This window comes from Xanthomonas cissicola (assembly GCF_008801575.1).
In the GTDB taxonomy this organism is placed as follows: Bacteria; Pseudomonadota; Gammaproteobacteria; order Xanthomonadales; family Xanthomonadaceae; genus Xanthomonas; species Xanthomonas cissicola.
In genome coordinates, this window is sequence record NZ_VZPL01000003.1 from 104,725 (window position 1) to 123,433 (window position 18,709).

Consider the following 18,709-nt stretch of genomic DNA (forward strand, 5'->3'; position numbering starts at 1 on the left):
TCCCTGCGCTTTTGTGCGCTGAGGCCAGCACCGCTCACGGGTGCTTCGAGCCGGCGATAGCGCTGTGAAAATCGGTTGCGGCGCGAGAACTCCAGACACGGCTTGATTTCCGTACGGGCGGCCACACGCAGGCTACGTCCCAGCCGTGAAGCGGCCGCGTGTTCAGTCGTGGGCAGGCCTTCCCGGCCCCGGCGCGCAAGATGCACGCGCTTGGGCGGCGCCGGAACCCAGCACTCCACGTCCCAGCCGCCGCAACCCGGCGGCGATCCCGACCGGCAGGAGTCCGCAGATGCATACGTCCTCATCCCTGATGTTCACCGGCCTGCTGGCCGCCGCCCTCGCCGGCTGCAGCGCCGGTAGCCCGCCTCCTGCAGCGCAGGATGCCAAGCCCGCACAACCGCAGCCAGCCGGCATCCAAGCCGATGCCCGCCCGCTTGCCACAGGCACCGACGCCAGCGTGACCGGCCCGCTGCCGCGTCCGGCCAAGACGCCCGCCCCAGCCGCGGCGGCTGCCGACCCCACGCTTCCTGCGCAGACGGTGGCCTGGCGCTGCGGTCCGCGCACGATCGCGACACGCTTCGACGCGGCCTCCGATACCCTGCAGCTGACCCTCGAAGGCCGCACGCTGATCCTGCTCAGTGCCCAGGCGGCATCCGGGGCGCGCTTTGCCGATGCGCAGGGCAACCAATTCTGGGAACACGCCGGCGAATCGACGCTGTCGCTGGCAGGCGGCGAGGCGCTTAAATGCGTGCATGAGACCGCCACCACAATCGGCTAGACATTCAGCGACAACGCACGTCTTCACGCCGTGCGCTTCAAGAATCGGCTGCGCAAGCCGAAACCACTAGCAACCCCAGTTTGCTTCCGGCTGCGCCATGCTCATCATCGTTGGCTTCATCGTCGTCATCGTCAGCGTCCTCGGCGGCTACGTGCTGTCGCACGGAAAGCTGGGCGCGCTGTGGCAGCCGTACGAGCTGATGATCATCGGTGGCGCGGCATTGGGCGCCTTCCTGGTCAGCACGCCGGGCAAGATCGTCAAGGAAACCCTCAGCGGCATCATGGGCGTGTTCAAGGGCCCGCAGTACAAGTCCGACGACTACAAGGACACCCTGAGCCTGATCTACGAGCTGCTGAACAAGGCGCGCCGCGATGGCTTCATGGCGCTGGAAGACCATGTCGAAAAGCCGCAGGACAGCACCATCTTCGGCAACTACCCCAAGGTGGTGGCCGACCATCACCTGCTGGACTTCATCACCGACTGCCTGCGCCTGATGATCGGCAGCAACATCGAGCCGCACGAGCTGGAACCGCTGCTCGAACTGGAACTGGAAAAACACCATCACGAAGCCCTGGCGCCGTCGCATGCGCTGAGCAAGGTGTCCGACGGCCTGCCCGGCTTCGGCATCGTGGCGGCGGTGCTCGGCATCGTGATCACCATGGGCTCGATCGGCGGGCCGATCGAAGAGATCGGCCACCACGTCGGCGCCGCGCTGGTGGGTACCTTCCTCGGCATCCTGCTGGCCTACGGCTTCGTCTCGCCGTTGTCGGCGGCGATGGAAGCGCGTGCCGAGCAGGACGGGCGCATCTACGAAGCGGTCAAGACCGCGCTGCTGGCGTGCCTGCGTGGCTACAACCCGAAGATTGCGCTGGAATTCGCGCGCAAGACCCTGCCCTCCAATGTGCGTCCGAGCTTCGGCGATTTCGAAACGCACCTGAAGACGATCAAGTAGGGCCACGGTCATGGCCGAGGCCAAATCCACCGTCATCATCCGACGGGTCAAGAAGGTACAGGGCGGCGGCCATCATGGCGGCGCCTGGAAGGTGGCGTTTGCCGACTTCGTGACCGCGATGATGGCCTTCTTCCTGGTGCTGTGGCTGATGGCGGCCACCACCAAGGAACAGCGCGCGGCGATCTCCGAATACTTCCGCAACCCCAGCCCGCTGTCCGGCAAATCGCCAGCGCCTTCGCCTGGCATGAACGGACCCGGCGGCGCCAGCACCTCGATGATCAAGCTCGGCGGTACCGCCGACATGGCCAAGGGGCAGAAGGACGAAATGGGCCGCAAGCGCGACAACGCGGCTGATACCGACGTGGACAGCCGCGCCAAGGACAAGAAGCGCCTTGAAGCGCTGATGCAGGACCTGAAAGAGGCCATCGACAAGAGCCAGGCGCTGGAGCCGTTCAAGGACCAGTTGCTGCTGGACCTCACGCCCGATGGCCTGCGCATCCAGATCGTGGACAAGCAGAACCGCCCCATGTTCGACATCGGCCGCGACCAGCTCAAGCCGTATACGGTGGCGATCCTGCGCGAGCTGTCCAGCTTCATCAATCAGGTGCCCAACCACATCAGCATCACCGGCCATACCGACACCACCGCCTACAGCAGCGATGCCGGCTACACCAATTGGGAACTCAGCGCCGACCGCGCCAATGCCGCGCGCCGCGCCCTGGTGGCCGGGGGCATGTCCGATGCCAAGGTGACGCGCGTAGTGGGGCTGTCCTCGTCGGTGCTGTTCGACAAGACCGATCCGCAGAACCCGATCAACCGCCGCATCAGTATCGTGGTGATGACCCAGGACGCCGAAAACGCGGCCCTGGCCGGCGCCGGACAAGGCGTGGCCCTGGGCAAATCGCTGCACGATGCCGACACCCAGGTGCCGGATCTGAGCGGCGCCGCGGCCACCGGCACCGCCACCGTGGGGACGCCTGCCGAAGGCGCAAAACCAGCCACGGCCCCGCCAGTCGCCGCGGCTGCGGCTCCGGCCCCGGCCCTGGCATCGGCAGGGACTGCTGCTGCGCGTCCGGCAGGACCACGCATGTCTTCCAGCGCTCAGGTGGCCTCTGCCACGGCGCTCGCCAAAGCGGCTGAAGCGGCGGTGGAGAAGCAGTAACGCGGGGCGGGAGGCCTGGAGGCGCAGGCGGCGATTGGGATTTGCCAGGAAATCGCCCCCACGGAACATGGCCTGCGGTTGTTCGGGCTTGGCGTACTGGTGGCGGCTCCTCGGTCGGTGCCTGCAAAGACGGTGCGTCCCGCCGGCCCGGCCGCCGCCACGGGCCAACTCCGCTACGCATCGCATCGTGCGGCGCACGCTCTAGAATGGCCGGCCATTCCCAGCGTCGAGAACACCGTGTCCCGCAATTCCAAGGCCAAGCGCGACAAGCGCAAGAAGCAGCAGCCCAAGCGCCCCTTCGTCCGTCTGGGCCAGGCGCCCCAGGTCACCAACCATGCCGTGCTGCTGGACGCCGATGGCCGCGTGGTCGCCGCGATCGGCCTGCAGGGTGGCAGCGAGTGGATGTTGTCGATCGGCGGCCAGACCATGGGCAGTGCCGACAACCCGGTCCCGATGCTGGCCATGCTCAAGCACCTGGCCAACCTGCAGGAAGCCGAAGGCAAGACCATTTCGCTGGAATATTCGACCCAGCTGCAGCAGATGATCGACGACCTGGCCGCCGACGAAGGCCAGACCGCCGAGGAATACCTGACCAAGCTGGTGTCCGAGTTCCAGAACGCCGATGCGGATGAAGACGGCGACGCGGAAGACGCAGCAGAGGACGCCGGCACCGAGGCTGGTGCTGACGACGTGGCTGAAGACGACACTGCCAGCGCCACCGACAGTGCTGCAGACGCCAGCGACGAGGCGTCCGACACTGCGGCGGACGAGCCCGACGGCGACAGCGCGGGCAAGAAGCCGAAGACGTCCAAGAAGGCCTGACCCGGCCGATGGCCGTCTATGTCGACGATGCGGTGCACCTGTGGCGCGACCAGCGCTGGGCGCACCTGCTCGGCGATACGCTGGACGAGCTGCATGCCATGGCGGCGCGGCTGGGCATTCCCCGCCGCGCCTTCCAGAACAAACTCAGCGGTGCGCACTACGACGTGCCCGCACCGCTCCGCCTTGAGGCCATTGCCTTCGGCGCCATTCCCATCTCCCGCCACACCGACCGCGCACTGCTCAAGGCCTTGATCGCCAATGCGCGGGCGCAGGCGCGGGCCGAAGCGCCCTGAGGCAGGGGATTGGAGAATCGGGATTAGGGAGTCGCAACGGTGGTGGCCGCAACCTGATTGGCGGCTCACCGTTGTAGGAGCGCGCCCGAGCGCGAGGGGCCATCCCGGTAACGCCCGATCGCGCGCAGGCACGCTCCTACGTGGCAATCGCCGGGCCGTGGACCATGCCTGCGCGGCTGACCCTACCGGCACCACGCGCTAGGCGTGCTGCCGCGGAGTGCGCACTACCACGGCTCGACACGCCCTACACACCCACAGACCGCTCCCGCGATTCCCGATTCCCGATTAACATTCAAAACGCCTCATTCCCCAGCCGCACTTCCACCCCCAGCAACGAGGTCAGCGCCAGCATGGCGTCGTCGTCGCGGCTAAGCGCAATCCAGCCGGCGTAGGCATCGCCACCGGTGTTCCAGTTCCACAGCGAGTAGCCGTGCTCGCGCAGGCGGTCGAATGCCACCGCCATCAAATCGGGGACCTCCAGGTTGCCGGCAAAGTCTTCGTCGTCCAGGTCGCCGCCCCAGTCGATGCGCAGGTTCCAGCGCGCACTGAGTTCGTCGATGGCGGCGATGAACGCATCGGCGTCCTTCCAGTCCACATAGAAGCCCGAGCGCCAGTCGATCACGTCCTTCAGCGCCGACAACCAGGCGTCGTCGCCTGCGTCGTGATCGGCCTCGGCCTGCGTTTCGCGCCAGGCGTCGAACTGGGCCAACGCGGTGTCCTCGTCGCCGGGGTTGATCAGCACTAGCAGGTTCCACACCCGCGCCGGATGGTCATCCACATCGTCTTCGTCGCCCTCGGGCTGCAGGCCTTCGTCGTCTTCGTAGTCGGCACTGTTGTCAGGCATTGCGGTCTCGTTTGCTGGAGTGCAGGGCCAGAAGTGTGAGGCCTGACGGCGCGCAAGCAAACCGATTGGCGCACGTCACCGCGTCGCCAGGACTGGTCTTCCCGGCGCAGGCCCGTATCCTGTGCGGCCGAAGACGGCTATCCCGGCCGCCATGACGCCTTTCCCATGAGCGATACCCCTCCCGATCACCTGGCCATCGACGCACGCAGCCCGTTCCATAATGCCGATGCCCTCAACCGCGGCGTCGGCGTGCGCTTCAACGGTGTCGAACGCGACAACGTGGAGGAATACTCGGTCAGCGAAGGCTGGATCAAGGTGCAGGTCGGCAAGGCGCGCGACCGTCGCGGCAACCCGATGACGATGAAGATCAAGGGCGAAGTGGTGGCCTATTACCTGGACAGCAAGGACGGCGCCAAGGCTGCCGAGTAAAAGCAACGGACAACACGACTTCACACAACGCTGCTGCAGGTCGGCTGATCTGTGCCCCGGCCGCAGGGCCCTCGCCGCCCACCGAAGCCGGACACGTAGCGGCATCCATGCCGCCAAGGGTCCCGCGACGGTGGGCCGGCAAGGACCAGTCAAGTTGGTCGGTGCGCAGAGCTTTCAACAAAGCCGCCGGGAAACTGTCTGGTGCGGTGTCCTCACCGCTTGCGGGCTCGATGGCGGCATGGATGCCGCCATCGAGCCCCCCCACGGATGGGTTTACGGCGTGTCCCGCGAGCGGTGAGGGCACCGCGCATTCGACCCACTCAGCGCCTTACCTGGACACCTGCCGGCATCCACCAGGATGCGGCCAACCAAACCATTGCATCCACCACTCACGCCTTGAGCCGATATCCGCTGCGGAAGATCGCCGCCACGATGCCCAGGCACACCAGCAGGAACAGGAACGTCATGCCGGTGCTCACTGCGATATGCACATCGGCCCTGCCGTAAAAACTCCAGCGGAAGCCGCTGATCAGATACACCACCGGATTGAACAGCGTGACCTTCTGCCACAACGGCGGCAGCATGTTGATCGAATAGAAACTGCCGCCCAGGAAGGTCAGCGGCGTCACCACCATCAGCGGAATCACCTGCAATTTTTCGAAGCCATCGGCCCAGATGCCGATGATGAAACCGAACAGGCTGAAGGTCAGCGCGGTGAGCACCAGAAAGCCCAGCATCCACACCGGGTGCGCGATCTCATACGGCACGAACAGCCGTGCGGTCAGCAGGATCAACAACCCCAGCATCACCGACTTGGTCGCCGCCGCGCCCACGTAGCCGATCACGATCTCCCACCACGCCACCGGCGCGGACAGCACCTCGTAGATGGTGCCGGCCCAGCGCGGCATGTAGATGCCGAACGAGGCGTTGGAAATGCTCTCGTTGAGCAGCGACAGCATCACCAGGCCGGGAATGATGAAGGCGCCGTAGCTGATGCCGTCGATATCGCCCATGCGCGAACCGATCGCGGCCCCGAACACCACGAAGTACAGCGAGGTCGACAATACCGGCGAGGCGATCGACTGGGTGAGCGTGCGGAAGGCGCGCGCCATTTCGAAACGGTAGATCGCTGCAATCGCATGCACATTCATGCGCGCACCTCCTGCTGACGTGCGCCATGCACCAGGTTGACGAAGATCTCTTCCAGCGAACTTTCGCTGGAATGCAGATCCTTGAAGTCGATGCCCTGCTCGTTGAGCCGGCGCAGCAAGGCACCGATGCCGGTCTGCTCGGCCTGGGTGTCGAAGGTGTAGATCAGGTTACTGCCGTCGGCCGCCAGCTCCAGCGGCAGATCGGCCAGCGCGGCGGGCAGCGCCTGCAACGGCGCCTGCAGGCTCAGCGTGAGCTGCTTCTTGCCCAGCTTGCGCATCAGCGTGCGCTTGTCTTCCACCAACACCAGCTCGCCGCGATTGATGACACCGACGCGGTCGGCCATGTCTTCGGCCTCTTCGATGTAATGGGTGGTCAGGATGATGGTGGTGCCCTGCTCGCGCAGCCGCCGCACCATCTGCCACATGTCGTGACGCAGCTCCACGTCCACACCGGCCGTGGGCTCGTCCAGGAACAGGATGCGCGGCTCGTGGGCGAGCGCCTTGGCGATCAGCACACGCCGCTTCATGCCGCCGGAGAGCGTGGAAATCTTGTTGTTGCGTTTCTCCCACAGCGACAGCTCGCGCAGGATGGTTTCCAGATATTGCGGATTGGCCGGCTTGCCGAACAGCCCGCGACTGAAACGTACCGTGGCCCACACCGTTTCGAACGCATCGGTGGCCAGTTCCTGCGGCACCAGGCCGATGCTGGCACGCGCGGCGCGGTAGTCGCGCACGATGTCGTGCCCGTCGGCCAGCACACTGCCGGTGCTGGGGTTGATCAAGCCGCAGATGATGCTGATCAAGGTGGTCTTGCCGGCGCCGTTGGGGCCGAGCAGCGCGAAGATCTCGCCACGCCGGATCTCAAGATCCACCTGTTTGAGCGCCTGGAAACCGCCGGCATAGGTCTTGCTCAAGCCCTGGATGGAAACGATCGAAGTCATGGGTTTGGCACGGGAACGATAAACGCCACAGGGTAGGCCGTGCGCCATGAAAATGGCAGCAGTCCGGGTGGGATAGTGTCTCCCGACACGGGCGCAGGAGCGTGAGCGAACTGGGCTGCGCACGCACGCTGCATCTGGCTGTTGGCGTATCTCCATGTAGGAGCGCGCCTGAGCGCGATGGGCTTTTCCACCAACGCCCCATCGCGCTCAGGTGCGCTCCTACCCAAACACGGCAACCGCCGTGGCTCTTGCGATTCCCCAATCCCGATTCCCGATTACCGCGCGCATCAGCGCGCTCAAGCGCGCTTGCGCGACTCGATCAGATCCAGGTTGCGCACCAGCCGTCGCGACAGGTCGTCGGAAATCTCGCGTCGTCGCGCAAGCTTGAACAACTCATTGCGCTCGGCCACCAATGCCGCATGGCGGAACTGACGCAGCGCCTTTTCGTAGGCAACCGCCTCTTCCGGATCGGTCTCGGCCATGTCCACCGCGCCGAGCTTGCGCTGATAGCGCTGGCTCACCTGGTTGGCCGCTGCGTTGTAGCGCTCGGCATGCTTGCTGCCGTCCACCAGCCGCTGGCGCAGTTTTTCCACTGCCTCCAGCGCCGCCTGCGAAGCGGCCTTCACGGCTAGGTCTTCCTTGAGCTGCTCGTCTTCTTCCTCGGGCAGTTCCAGACCGCGCAACAGGCGCGGCAACGCGACGCTGGCCACCAGCAGCGACACCAGGATCACCGAGGCGGCCAGAAAGATCGCCAACTGGCGGGCCGGAAATGGCGAGCCGTCCTCCAGCATCAATGGCAGCGTGAGCACGCCGGCCAGGGTGATCGCACCGCGCACGCCGGCCAACGATACCGCCACCACGATTCGCCACGGCGGGCTGACATGCGCCTCGCCGCGCCGTTGCGCCTTGAAGATGTTCCAGCGCAGCGACAGGAACACCCACACGAAGCGCAACGCCATCAAGCTAGCGCTGATGGTGGCCACGTACACCGCCAGCCACCACGGATTGAGGTGCCCGGCCTCCTGCACGCTGCGCACCGCACCGTCCAGGATGCCCGGCAACTGCTCGCCCAGCAGCACGAAGATGATGCCGTTGAAGGTGAACTGCACCGTGTCCCACACCGCCGACCGCTGCAGGCGCATGTTGCCCGGCGCGTTGCCGGCCATTTCCACATAGCTCATGGTGACGCCGGCGGCCACTGCGGCCAGGATGCCGGACGCGTGGAAGGCTTCGGCCAGCAGATACGCTGCAAATGGGGTGAGCAGGTTGACCAGGATCGCCGAACCGGGCTCCTCGCCGAAATGCCGCCAGATCCAGGCCTGGATGCGGCTCAACCCAAAGGTCGTCGCCACGCCCAGGGCCAGGCCGGCCAGCGCCACCCACAGAAAGGTCAGCGAAGCGGCCGCCACCGAGAAGGTCCCGGTCAGCACCGCCGCCACCGCGAACTGGAAACACACCAGGCCCGAGGCGTCGTTGAGCAACGACTCGCCTTCCAGGATGTGCATCAGGCGCTTGGGAATCGGCACCTTGGAGGCGATCGAGGACACCGCCACCGGATCGGTCGGCGAAATGATCGCCGCCAGCGCGAATGCCACGGCCAGCGGCATCGCCGGTATCAGCCAATGAATGAAGAAGCCGGCGCCAATCACGGTGAAGATGACCAGCCCCAACGCCAATTCCAGAATGGCCGCCTTGTCGCGGAACAAGCCTTGCTTGGGAATGCGCCAGCCATCCAGGAACAGCAGTGGCGGCAGGAACAACAGGAAGAACAGCTCCGGTTCCAGCTCGTGCCCTGCATCGAAAACGCCGGAGACCACCGCGCCCAGCGCGATCTGGACCAACGGCAACGGCAGCGAAAACGGCAGGATGCGGATGAGGTAACCGCTGGCCGCGACCGCCAGCAACATGGCGAGGACGACATCGATCGAATGCATGAAAAACCCGGAATGAAAAAAAAGCGGTCGCGCATGCGGCATCGCATATTGCGACGCACAACAACAACGCACCTACCGGACCATACCGTGTTGCACCCGGGGATGAAAACCACCGCATTGCCTCGCACCTTGGCATGTGGGGCGATGCGGCAGGGTTGTTGCGGTTCGGTTCAATTGGCCGGTGCCCGATACGCTGGCGGATGGAGACAGGCGCAATGACGATGTCCAAGCGCGCGTGCTGCGGCAGACCGGTCGCGCATCGACGCAATGGAGAGCGGCTGCGGCTCGAGCAGCGAAGGACGGTGCGACAACGCATGCACGGGTGTTTCGCAATCGCCGCCGGCACCCTCGGCACGGGCCCGTCTACGCCGGCCGGAGAGTGCGCGAACAGTCGATCCGATCGAGCCGGGGGCATGGATGGGACGTTGCGGTGTGCTGCTGTTTCCTTGGAACGGTCCTCGCCATCGCGCTATGGCCACAGGTGACGCGCGAGCGGGATGCAGCGATCGGTGTCGTATCGCTGCCGGTCCTGGCCCCACTCCTGCACCGGCGCTTGCACGCCCCTGTGACGCCGCCGTCATCACGCCGAACGCGGTGATGAATGTCAAAACAGCGTGATGCATCCGGCCGTTTCGCAGGCGCGTATTGACGCTACGGTTGCCATCCAGGCGATCGCCAACCCAAAGGATCGATGCCTCATGAAGACTTCATTCCAGTCGCTTGCCGTTGCCACCGCCATTGCCCTGACCAGCGCCCTGGCCCCCGCCTATGCTGCGTCCAATCCGACCGTTGGCGGCGCGCCGATGCTGGTGACCAAGGACATCGTCGACAACGCGGTCAACTCCAAGGACCACACTACGTTGGTGGCTGCCGTCAAAGCGGCCGGCCTGGTCGAGACGCTGAAGGGTCCGGGCCCGTTCACCGTATTCGCGCCGACCAATGCGGCGTTTTCGGCACTGCCGGCCGGCACCGTCGACACCTTGCTGAAGCCCGAATCCAAGCCGACCCTGACCAAGGTGCTCACCTATCACGTGGTACCGGGCAAGGTGGATGCGGCCTCGCTGATCGCCAAGATCAAGGCCGGTGGCGGTAGCGCCACGCTGACCACCGTGCAGGGCGAGCCGCTGACCGCCAGGCTCAATGGCAAGAAGGTCACCATCACCGACGTCAAGGGCAACACCGCCAACGTCACCATCGCCGACGTGATCCAGAGCAATGGCGTGATCCACGTGGTGGACAAGGTGCTGATGCCGTAATGGCCTGCAGCCGTACCGCGACGCGTCGTTGCTGACGCACGCACACTGCCATCGGCGGAATGCGATTTTTCCGCCGATGGCGCAGCGCTTTCATGCAGCGCGTCATGGCAAGGGAGGCGCTGTTTTAAAGAGATTGGCCGTCGATGCGGCGAGCGCTTGGCAAGCGCAGACATTGGTCGACATCGACACACACGATGCCTACCAGGAGGCAACGCCTGACGACTACCCGGTCGGTTCTGTTTGTCGCTAGTTGATCGGCAACGCCATGCCACGGATCTGCAGTGGATGGCAGTTGATCCGCGAGCGCACCAGCACAGGCGAGGCGTGGTTCAACCATGCTGTGCGTCGCGCGGGCCAGCCTCCAGCGACCGCAATCAAACCGCCAAACGGCGGTGAGGGAGCGACCGGCCTGCCGGTGGCTCCGCTTGGTGTCCCGATTCTCCGACACCGTGCGCGTGCCCTTGCACGCGTCTTTTTTTGCCCGTGTGGCGCGCTATTTCCCTATCTCGACTGATCGCTGGACGGCGGCGGTGGATCCAGCAACTGACGGAGATCCTCGACAAATCCGCGATACCCTTCTTCGCGCGCATCCGTCGATGGCTGGCGCAATACCCAGGACGGGTGCACCGTGGTCAATACCGGCGTGCCGTCGTCCAGGCGCTGCCATTGCCCGCGTTGCTGCATCAATCGGAAGCGGCTTCCCAACACGGCTTGCGCCGCAGTCGCGCCCAGGCAGACGATCTGCGCCGGACGCAAGTGCGCCCGTTCGGCCTGCAACCACCCGCTGCAGGCCTGCACATGGGTGCGCTCCGGATTGCGATGCAGCCGCCGTTTGCCGCGTTGCTCGAAACGAAAATGCTTGACCGCATTGGTGACGTAGAACGTCTCGCGGTCCACACCCAGCTCGCCCAACGCCATGTTGAACAGGCGCCCGGCGGGACCGACAAACGGACGACCGCTCAAGTCCTCTTCATCGCCCGGCTGCTCGCCGATCACCATGACCGACGCATCGTCGGGTCCTTCGCCGAACACCGTTTGCGTTGCCGGCTGCCACAGTTCGCAACGCCGGCAATCGCGTGCGGCAGTGCGCAACTGCGCCAGGCTTTGGGTTGCCGCTTCCGGCAATGGCGCAGGCGCTGCCGGCACCCGTCGCCGTACCGGCTCGGGCGCGCGCTCGGCCATCTCGCGAACACGCATGCCGGCATCGCGGATCAGCTCCGGCAACAGCGTGGCTTCGGGCAGGTTCTTCCAGTATTTCTGCGGCATTTCCTGCCGCATCATGGTCGGGTTGAGCCGCGCCGGGTTGAAGATATGCGCGTAGTACGTGCGCCAGAGCGTCTCTTGCGCATCGTCGGCGGGTACCTGGGTGCGCACCGCACCTTCGCCGAAGGTCAACGCCTGCCCATCCCAACGCACACTGCGGTACGGGGTCAGGATCGCCCAACGCATGCCGGCAAACCGGCGCGCAAAAAACGGCGCCACGCGATCCACGATCCAGTGCTCGGGCTCGAACCAGGACACGAAGTCTTCTTCTTCCCCGGGCAGGCGACGAAAACGCACGAAGGCCTTCATTTTGTGGGTATCGCGCTGCACCGCTTTTTGCCATTGCCGTAGCCGGTGCACATCCACATCGGTGGCGCGTTCCAGCAGGGCTTTTTCCCCAGAGGCAACGCGCCACAGCAAGCGATACAACACAGCGTGCCGTTGCGGGTCGCGGTGACACAGCACCGAGGCCGCCAGCTGCATGAAATCTGCAGAGACCCGCGGTGGTGGCACCACGGCCGGCATCGCCAACAGTCCCTGCCCCATCAACAAGCCGCCCTGCGCCCCGCCATTCCAGGCCATATCGTCCGGCTCCACCTGCGCGCACCAGCCTGCCCGCGCCAACGCACGCCATGCTTCAAAACTCCACGCGGGTTCCACCTCGGCGCTGAACATCGTTTGCCTTGCTCTTGTAGGGGTACCGACATGCGCTTTGGAACCGTATGCCCGCGCAATGCCGTTTACCAGGATGCACGCTACCTGCGTTGGCGGGGTCAGATGCGGTTGAGCGGAGATTAGGGATTGGGGATTGGGACTTGCGAACGCTGGCATTGGCCAAGGAAGCAGCATCGTTGCGGGCGGAAAATGCTCAGTCGAACAGACTCGCCTGCCGTGGCGCAGGCGCCAACTGCGCACGCAGCCTGACCGGGTCGTCCAGGCGCTGACGCGGATGGTGATCGAGCACGCTCACGAACGGCAGCAGCTTTTTCATCGGTACGCGCAGCCGCGCCAGGTCGCCAACGCGCAAGCGCGCATGCCGCCGCGACAACAACAAGCGCTCCACGTTGCGCGTGCCCAGGCCCGGTACGCGCAGCAGCATTTCGCGCGGTGCCGCATTCAAGTCCACCGGAAACCGCTCGGGGTTGCGCAATGCCCAGGCCAGCTTGGGGTCCACGTCCAGGTCGAGCATGCCGCTGGACTGCGCCGGCGCAATTTCTTCCACGCTGAACTCGTAGAAACGCAGCAACCAGTCGGCCTGATACAGCCGGTGCTCGCGCTGCAGGGGCGGTGCCTGCAACGGCAGCTTGGACGAGGCATCCGGGATGGGGCTGAAGGCCGAGTAGTACACCCGGCGCATGCGGTAATTGCCGTAGAGGTTGTGGCTGGTGTCCAGGATGCTGCGGTCGTTGGCATTGTCGGCGCCGACGATCATCTGCGTGCTCTGCCCGGCCGGCGCGAAGCGTGGCGGCTTGGCGCGGCGCACCGTTTCAGCCTTGCGTTCGAGCTGGTTTTCTTCGATGCGCCAGCGCAGCTCGCCCATCGCCGAGCGAATGCCGCCCAGGCTTTTCTCCGGCGCCAGCAACGTCAGGCCCTGTTCGGTGGGCAACTCCACATTGATGCTCAAGCGATCGGCATAGCGTCCTGCCGCCGCTAGCAACTCCGGAGCCGCATCCGGGATGGTCTTGAGATGGATGTAGCCGGCGAAATGGTGCACCTCGCGCAACTGCCGCGCCACTTCCACCAGTTGCTCCATGGTGTAGTCGGAGTTGCGGATGATGCCGCTGGACAGGAACAGGCCTTCGATGTAGTTGCGCTTGTAGAAGTCCAGCGTGAGCGTGACCACTTCTTCCGGCGTGAAGCGCGCACGGCGTACATTGCTGGACACGCGATTGACGCAGTACGCGCAGTCGAAGATGCAAAAATTGGTCAGCAGGATCTTCAACAGCGACACGCATCTGCCGTCGGGCGTGTACGAGTGGCAGATGCCCATGCCCTCGGTGCTGCCGATGCCGCCGGTGCCCAGCGAATTGCGCTTGTTGGCGCCACTGGAAGCACAGGAGGCATCGTATTTGGCGGCGTCGGCGAGGACGGCGAGCTTGTCGAGGATTTTCACGCGGGCAGCATGCAGCGGTGGCGTCTCAGCCTATGAGACTCGCCTGCACCTGATCGTGAATGCTTCAGAGCGCTGCGGGTTGGCGTGATCCGGCAGCGCGCGACTGCAATGCGAACCCGCTGCCAGCGAACGTGCGACTACGCTCTTCCCATCGGCACTGCAGCTCTTGGCCCAAACATGCCGATGCGCCCACGTCCGCACCCGGCGCTATGCCGCGACCGGGTCCGCCACCGCTGCAGGGCCGTCGAAGCGATACAGATCCATAGCCAGGAAACCCGCATCGATGCCGGCGTCGATGCGCTGCGCACCGAGCCGGTCATCGCCAGCCGCGCCCATCGCCACGTACAGCGGCAGCCAGTGCTCGTCGCTGGGATGCGCGCGTTCGGCATGCGGTGCCTGGCGGCGGTAGTCCAGCAGCGCGGGGATGTCGTCGTCCAGCAGCTTGCGTTCGGTCAATTCGATGAAGGGCCGCACGTACGGCGCTTGCCGCTCGGCGCTGTAGCCGTTGCGGACGTCGTGCAGGTTATGGGTGATGCTGCCCGAGCCGATCACCAGCACGCCGTCATCGCGCAACGGCGCCAGCGCACGGCCCACCGCAAATTGGTGCGCCGGTCCCAGCTCGGGCTGGATCGATAGCGACACCACCGGGATGTCGGCGTCCGGATACAGCAGGCGCAGCGGCACCCAGACGCCGTGATCGAAGCCGCGCTGCGGGTCCAGCTGCGGATGCAGGCCGGCCTGCTCCAGCCGGCGCACGATCTGCTGCGCCAATGCCGGCTCGCCGGGCGCCGGATAGTCCAGCGCATACAACGGCGCCGGGAAGCCGCCGAAGTCGTGAATGGTCGGCGGCCGTAGCGCACCGCTGACCAGCGGGCGACGGCCCAGCCAGTGCGCGCTCGCCACCACGATGGCACGCGGCCGCGGCAACGCGTGCCGCAGGTCGGCCAGGCGCTCGCCGACCTGCCCCGGCTGCAGCGCAGTCATCGGCGAGCCGTGCGAGATATACAGGGGGGGCAAGCGGGTCATGGACAGCTCCTTGATGGATGGAAACAGGCTCAGCGCGATGGCTGCAACGCGAATGCGCCGTCGCCGAGCAACGCCTGCACGATCAGCAGCACCGCCCATAACGCCGGGTATTCCCAGCCGCCACCCGGATTGGAAAAACCGAACCCGTTCGCACCATGCACGCTGACAATCGTGCCCAGCAATAGCGGCACGCCCAGCAGGGCGACCCAGCGCGCATAGAGGCCCAACAGCAGCGAAACGCCAAGGCCGAGCTCCAGCGCCATACTGACGTAGGCCAATGCGCCGGGCAGGCCGAGCGACTGGAAGTACGCCACGGTGCCGGCCAGAGTGAACACCAGCAATTTGGTCAGGCCATGCACCAGAAACAGCACGCCCAGGCTGATACGCAGCAAGGCGGTGCCATAGGCGGCGGTGCGTGGAGATGCGAGGGCAGTTGTCATGGGACGGGCTCCGTTGAGGACCGCCACAGCCTATTCCTTACAAAAATCTGATAAATACGCGTGCTTCAGATAATTTATTTCGGCAAAAGGAACAATCGGAGCCGCCATGGATACCCTCGATGCGATGCGCGTGTTCACCGCCGTGGCCGAGCGCAGCGGCTTCAGTGCCGCCGCCGATGCGCTGGACCGCTCCACCGCCAGTGTCACCCGCCAGGTCGCCGCGCTCGAACAGCGGCTGGGCATCCGCCTGCTCAACCGCACCACCCGCCGGGTCAGCCTGACCAGTGCCGGCAGCGCGTACTACCAGCGCTGCCTGCAGCTGCTCGCCGATCTGGACGACCTGCAAGCCACCATTGGCGCGCAAGCGCTCGAACCGGCCGGCGTGCTGCGGGTGAACGCACCGGTGAGTTATGGCATCGAACGGCTAGGCGCGTTGCTGCCGGGCTTTCGCGCGCGCTACCCGCAGGTGGAGCTGGACCTGTCGCTGTCCGACCGCCTGGTCGACATGGTCGAAGAAGGCTTCGATGTCGCCATCCGCATCACCCGCCAGCCGGCACCGATGCTGATCGCGCGGCAGCTGGGCAAGGTACGCATCCTGCCGTGTGCGTCGCCAGCCTATCTGGCACGTGCGGGCACGCCGCAGCATCCGTCCGATCTGGCCGGCCACGAATGCCTGCTCTACCACTACTCGCCCAGCGGCGATGAAGTGCGCTTTCAAGGGCCCGAAGGCGATATCGACGTGCGCCTGCACGGCGGCCTGCGCGCCAACAACGGGCATGTGCTGAGCGCGGCCGCGCTGGCCGGACAGGGCATCGTGATGCAGCCGGATTTTCTGGCCGAACCGCACATCGCCGCCGGGCGCCTGGTACGCATTCTTCCCGACTACGCACTGGCCGAGATCGGCATCTTTGCGGTCTACACCAGCCGCAGCCATCTGGCGCCGAAGGTGCGCAGCTTTATCGATTACCTGGTCGAATGCATGCCCGTGCCGGGGCCTGGTTGAAGGTTGAGAGCCAGGCGAGGAAATACCTCGCGCCAGCTGGCGCGTGCACGCATTCGGGATTCGGGATTCAGTCTGCGCAGGCCGACACCTGTCTCCAGACACCGACATCACAACTGGATCTGGGCTACATGAGGCAGCCACGCACGCTGACCCCACTCAACACCTCGACAGGCGCATAAGCTCCAGCAGGCCTCAGCAACGACCGCGGCAACAGTTCGTCCCGTGCGTGGTCATTCTGCTGTCGCGACCGGTGTGCGCAGAATCCAGCTCCCCGTTCAACAGGAGTGCCCATGAGCAAGATCGCCATTGTGTATTTCAGCGGCTACGGCCACACCGTCAAGCAGGCCGAAGCCGTGCACGCAGGCGCAGCCAGCGTTGGCCAAGCCACGCTGTACCGGATCGACCAGGACGGCAACCTGCCCGACGATGCCTGGGACGCCATCAGTGCCGCCGACGCCATCATCTACGGCAGCCCCACCTACATGGGCGGCCCGGCGTGGCAGTTCAAGAAATTTGCCGATGCCAGCTCCAAGCCGTGGTTTGCGCAGGCCTGGAAGGACAAGGTCGCTGCCGGTTTCACCAATTCGGCATCGGCGAACGGCGACAAGGCCGCCACCATCCAGTATCTGTGGACCCTGTCGCAACAGCATGGCCAGATCTGGGTGGGCACCGGGCTGCCGCCAGCCAACACCAAGGCGCATGGTCCGCAGGACGTGAACTGGACTGGCGGTTGGGGCGGTGCGCTGGCCATCTCGCCATCGGACGCCTCGCCGGACGAAGCGCCGCGTAGCGGCGACCTGGAAACGGCCAAGCTGTTCGGCAAGCGCGTGGCCGAGGTGGCCGCCAAGCTCAAGGGCTGATTGCACCGCACACCAGCCCGCGCAGATCGCAGCATGGCTTGCCGATCTGCGCGGGCTGTGCGTTAGCGCGTGGGCCACATCGCGCTAACGCCTTTCACGCCATTGTTCCCCGACCTTTTGCTGCACGGAGTCCCCCACCATGCAAACCCGCACGCTTGGCCGTTCCGGCCCCACCGTTTCGGCCCTGGGCCTTGGCTGCATGGGGATGAGCGCATTCTACGGCGACCGCAGCGACGAGGCCGCCTCGATCGCGGTGATCCATCGCGCGCTCGATCGTGGCATCAGCTTGCTCGACACCGCCGACATGTACGGCCCGCACACCAATGAAGTGCTGGTCGGCAAAGCGATTGCCTCGCGCCGGCATGAAGTGTTTCTGGCCACCAAATTCGGCATCAAGCTCGACCCCAACGACCCGTCGGTGCGCGGTATCGACGGCAGCCCGGCATATGTGCAGTCCGCATGCGAAGCCAGCCTGCGTCGGCTGGGCGTGGAGCATATCGATCTGTACTACCAACACCGCGTCGACCCCAATGTGCCCATCGAAGACACCGTGGGCGCAATGGCGCGCCTGGTCGAGCAAGGCAAGGTGCGCTTCCTCGGGTTGTCGGAAGCGGCCGCAGCCACCATTCGCCGCGCGCACGCCGTGCATCCCATCACCGCGGTGCAGACAGAATATTCGCTGTGGTCGCGCGAGCCGGAAGACAATGGCGTGTTCGCCGCGGTGCGCGAACTCGGCATCGGGTTCGTGCCGTACTCGCCGCTGGGGCGCGGTTTTCTGACCGGTGCGTTTTCGTCACCGGACGATTTCGACGCCGACGATTACCGCCGCCATTCGCCGCGTTTTCAGGGCGAAAACTTCGCCCGCAACCTGCAGCTGGTGGAACAGGTCAAGGCCATTGCTGCCGACAAGGGCATCACGCCCGGGCAACTGGCGCTGGCCTGGGTGCTGGCGCAGGGCCAGGACCTGGTTCCGATCCCCGGCACCAAGCGGTTGGCCTATCTGGAAGAAAACATCGCTGCGCTGGATGTGGCCCTGATGCCGGACGAACTGGCCCGCATCGATGCCATTTTCCCGCCGCAAGCTGCGGCGGGCACGCGCTACCCGGAAGCGATGATGGGCGCGGTCAACCGCTGAGCCGTGCTGCCCGGTCTTAAGGCGGCCAACCTGCAGCGGGCGCTGCCAGTGAGCGCGGACGGCGCGCTCGGAACCGGAATGTACGAACGTGACACATGCCGATTCCGGGCACGGCCGCGCCCGCATGGCGGCGAGCGCAATCGCCTTGCCGTCTGCCGTTGGCCTTCCCAGTGCCGCAGCCAGCGTTGCAGCATTGCGTTGGCACCAGTGGAGCTTGCCGCGCGCCACTGCGGCCATCCAGGTGTCATACCTGCGGTCGATCAATGCGTGTCTGTCCCGCAGTGCGCGTTCGACCGCCCGGACTGGA

At 65.4% G+C, this 18,709-nt stretch carries 18 protein-coding genes; 10 read left to right on the forward strand and 8 right to left on the reverse strand.

What is annotated here, in order from left to right:
- Window positions 1-289: 289 nt before the first annotated feature.
- The 5 genes from F7R02_RS02270 (at window position 290) to F7R02_RS02290 (ending at window position 4,007) form a co-directional block, all read left to right on the forward strand.
- On the forward strand, window positions 290-778 hold the full coding sequence (locus F7R02_RS02270) for an MliC family protein (protein ID WP_078517461.1): 489 nt from the start codon (window positions 290-292) through the stop codon (window positions 776-778).
- Between the two features lie 97 nt (window positions 779-875).
- Window positions 876-1,730, forward strand: a complete 855-nt coding sequence (gene motA / locus F7R02_RS02275) for a flagellar motor stator protein MotA (protein WP_003489127.1) — start codon at window positions 876-878, stop codon at window positions 1,728-1,730.
- 10 nt (window positions 1,731-1,740) lie between these two features.
- Window positions 1,741-2,892 carry a flagellar motor protein MotB gene (gene motB / locus F7R02_RS02280; protein WP_078590358.1) on the forward strand — a complete coding sequence of 384 codons (1,152 nt, stop codon included), beginning with the start codon at window positions 1,741-1,743 and terminating at the stop codon, window positions 2,890-2,892.
- Window positions 2,893-3,129: 237 nt separating this feature from the next.
- A complete protein-coding gene (locus F7R02_RS02285; RefSeq protein WP_139371028.1) occupies window positions 3,130-3,714 on the forward strand; it encodes a hypothetical protein in 585 nt (194 codons plus the stop codon).
- Window positions 3,715-3,722: 8 nt separating this feature from the next.
- Window positions 3,723-4,007 (forward strand): DUF4031 domain-containing protein, encoded by a 285-nt coding sequence (locus F7R02_RS02290; RefSeq protein ID WP_003489121.1) that lies wholly within the window; start codon window positions 3,723-3,725, stop codon window positions 4,005-4,007.
- A gap of 292 nt (window positions 4,008-4,299) precedes the next feature.
- Here the strand turns inward: F7R02_RS02290 and F7R02_RS02295 are convergent, their stop codons facing one another.
- Complete coding sequence (locus F7R02_RS02295) at window positions 4,300-4,851, reverse strand: DUF6630 family protein (RefSeq protein WP_078590359.1); 552 nt, start codon at window positions 4,849-4,851, stop codon at window positions 4,300-4,302.
- A 165-nt stretch (window positions 4,852-5,016) separates the two neighbouring features.
- On the opposite strand from F7R02_RS02295, the gene F7R02_RS02300 reads away from it, so the two are divergent.
- Window positions 5,017-5,280 (forward strand): DUF3297 family protein, encoded by a 264-nt coding sequence (locus F7R02_RS02300; RefSeq protein WP_003489117.1) that lies wholly within the window; start codon window positions 5,017-5,019, stop codon window positions 5,278-5,280.
- A gap of 389 nt (window positions 5,281-5,669) precedes the next feature.
- Here F7R02_RS02300 and F7R02_RS02310 read toward each other — a convergent pair whose 3' ends face one another.
- From F7R02_RS02310 to F7R02_RS02320, 3 genes are all read right to left on the reverse strand, one after another.
- A complete protein-coding gene (locus F7R02_RS02310; RefSeq protein ID WP_005911266.1) occupies window positions 5,670-6,431 on the reverse strand; it encodes an ABC transporter permease in 762 nt (253 codons plus the stop codon).
- Window positions 6,428-7,372 (reverse strand): ABC transporter ATP-binding protein, encoded by a 945-nt coding sequence (locus F7R02_RS02315; protein WP_003489582.1) that lies wholly within the window; start codon window positions 7,370-7,372, stop codon window positions 6,428-6,430. Before F7R02_RS02315 ends, F7R02_RS02310 begins: the two co-directional genes overlap by 4 nt.
- 296 nt (window positions 7,373-7,668) lie before the next feature.
- Window positions 7,669-9,348 (reverse strand): Na+/H+ antiporter, encoded by a 1,680-nt coding sequence (locus tag F7R02_RS02320; RefSeq protein WP_172397262.1) that lies wholly within the window; start codon window positions 9,346-9,348, stop codon window positions 7,669-7,671.
- A gap of 656 nt (window positions 9,349-10,004) precedes the next feature.
- Here F7R02_RS02320 and F7R02_RS02330 point away from each other — a divergent pair.
- Window positions 10,005-10,562: a fasciclin domain-containing protein gene (locus tag F7R02_RS02330; protein WP_003489588.1), complete on the forward strand. Its 558-nt coding sequence runs from the start codon at window positions 10,005-10,007 to the stop codon at window positions 10,560-10,562.
- Window positions 10,563-11,063: 501 nt separating this feature from the next.
- On the opposite strand, the gene F7R02_RS02335 is transcribed toward F7R02_RS02330, so the two are convergent.
- The 4 genes from F7R02_RS02335 to F7R02_RS02350 all read right to left on the reverse strand — a co-directional run bounded on the left by F7R02_RS02335 (window position 11,064) and on the right by F7R02_RS02350 (window position 15,404).
- On the reverse strand, window positions 11,064-12,500 hold the full coding sequence (locus F7R02_RS02335) for a UdgX family uracil-DNA binding protein (RefSeq protein WP_078590361.1): 1,437 nt from the start codon (window positions 12,498-12,500) through the stop codon (window positions 11,064-11,066).
- A gap of 193 nt (window positions 12,501-12,693) precedes the next feature.
- A complete protein-coding gene (locus F7R02_RS02340) occupies window positions 12,694-13,938 on the reverse strand; it encodes a putative DNA modification/repair radical SAM protein (protein WP_078514945.1) in 1,245 nt (414 codons plus the stop codon).
- A gap of 207 nt (window positions 13,939-14,145) precedes the next feature.
- The gene (locus tag F7R02_RS02345) at window positions 14,146-14,964 is read right to left on the reverse strand and encodes a dioxygenase family protein (protein ID WP_078590362.1); all 819 of its coding nucleotides are present in this window, start codon (window positions 14,962-14,964) and stop codon (window positions 14,146-14,148) included.
- A 29-nt stretch (window positions 14,965-14,993) separates the two neighbouring features.
- Complete coding sequence (locus F7R02_RS02350) at window positions 14,994-15,404, reverse strand: DoxX family protein (protein WP_078590363.1); 411 nt, start codon at window positions 15,402-15,404, stop codon at window positions 14,994-14,996.
- Between the two features lie 106 nt (window positions 15,405-15,510).
- Between F7R02_RS02350 and F7R02_RS02355 the strand changes: the two genes are divergently transcribed.
- From F7R02_RS02355 to F7R02_RS02365, 3 genes are all read left to right on the forward strand, one after another.
- On the forward strand, window positions 15,511-16,407 hold the full coding sequence (locus F7R02_RS02355) for a LysR family transcriptional regulator (RefSeq protein WP_078590364.1): 897 nt from the start codon (window positions 15,511-15,513) through the stop codon (window positions 16,405-16,407).
- Window positions 16,408-16,697: 290 nt separating this feature from the next.
- Window positions 16,698-17,267: a flavodoxin family protein gene (locus F7R02_RS02360; RefSeq protein ID WP_003489601.1), complete on the forward strand. Its 570-nt coding sequence runs from the start codon at window positions 16,698-16,700 to the stop codon at window positions 17,265-17,267.
- A 139-nt stretch (window positions 17,268-17,406) separates the two neighbouring features.
- Window positions 17,407-18,402, forward strand: a complete 996-nt coding sequence (locus F7R02_RS02365; protein ID WP_078587252.1) for an aldo/keto reductase — start codon at window positions 17,407-17,409, stop codon at window positions 18,400-18,402.
- The last annotated feature ends 307 nt before the right edge of the window (window positions 18,403-18,709 follow it).

Excerpts from the sequence above, each read along its gene's own strand:
- F7R02_RS02315 (WP_003489582.1), bottom strand. The coding sequence starts at position 7,372 with ATGACTTCGATCGTTTCCATCCAGGGCTTGAGCAAGACCTATGCCGGC.
- F7R02_RS02295 (WP_078590359.1), bottom strand. The coding sequence starts at position 4,851 with ATGCCTGACAACAGTGCCGACTACGAAGACGACGAAGGCCTGCAGCCC.
- F7R02_RS02300 (WP_003489117.1), top strand. The coding sequence starts at position 5,017 with ATGAGCGATACCCCTCCCGATCACCTGGCCATCGACGCACGCAGCCCG.
- F7R02_RS02365 (WP_078587252.1), top strand. The coding sequence starts at position 17,407 with ATGCAAACCCGCACGCTTGGCCGTTCCGGCCCCACCGTTTCGGCCCTG.
- F7R02_RS02355 (WP_078590364.1), top strand. The coding sequence starts at position 15,511 with ATGGATACCCTCGATGCGATGCGCGTGTTCACCGCCGTGGCCGAGCGC.
- F7R02_RS02290 (WP_003489121.1), top strand. The coding sequence starts at position 3,723 with ATGGCCGTCTATGTCGACGATGCGGTGCACCTGTGGCGCGACCAGCGC.
- F7R02_RS02330 (WP_003489588.1), top strand. The coding sequence starts at position 10,005 with ATGAAGACTTCATTCCAGTCGCTTGCCGTTGCCACCGCCATTGCCCTG.
- F7R02_RS02310 (WP_005911266.1), bottom strand. The coding sequence starts at position 6,431 with ATGAATGTGCATGCGATTGCAGCGATCTACCGTTTCGAAATGGCGCGC.
- motA (WP_003489127.1), top strand. The coding sequence starts at position 876 with ATGCTCATCATCGTTGGCTTCATCGTCGTCATCGTCAGCGTCCTCGGC.
- F7R02_RS02360 (WP_003489601.1), top strand. The coding sequence starts at position 16,698 with ATGAGCAAGATCGCCATTGTGTATTTCAGCGGCTACGGCCACACCGTC.
- F7R02_RS02335 (WP_078590361.1), bottom strand. The coding sequence starts at position 12,500 with ATGTTCAGCGCCGAGGTGGAACCCGCGTGGAGTTTTGAAGCATGGCGT.
- F7R02_RS02320 (WP_172397262.1), bottom strand. The coding sequence starts at position 9,348 with ATGCCGCATGCGCGACCGCTTTTTTTTCATTCCGGGTTTTTCATGCAT.
- F7R02_RS02270 (WP_078517461.1), top strand. The coding sequence starts at position 290 with ATGCATACGTCCTCATCCCTGATGTTCACCGGCCTGCTGGCCGCCGCC.
- F7R02_RS02345 (WP_078590362.1), bottom strand. The coding sequence starts at position 14,964 with ATGACCCGCTTGCCCCCCCTGTATATCTCGCACGGCTCGCCGATGACT.
- motB (WP_078590358.1), top strand. The coding sequence starts at position 1,741 with ATGGCCGAGGCCAAATCCACCGTCATCATCCGACGGGTCAAGAAGGTA.
- F7R02_RS02350 (WP_078590363.1), bottom strand. The coding sequence starts at position 15,404 with ATGACAACTGCCCTCGCATCTCCACGCACCGCCGCCTATGGCACCGCC.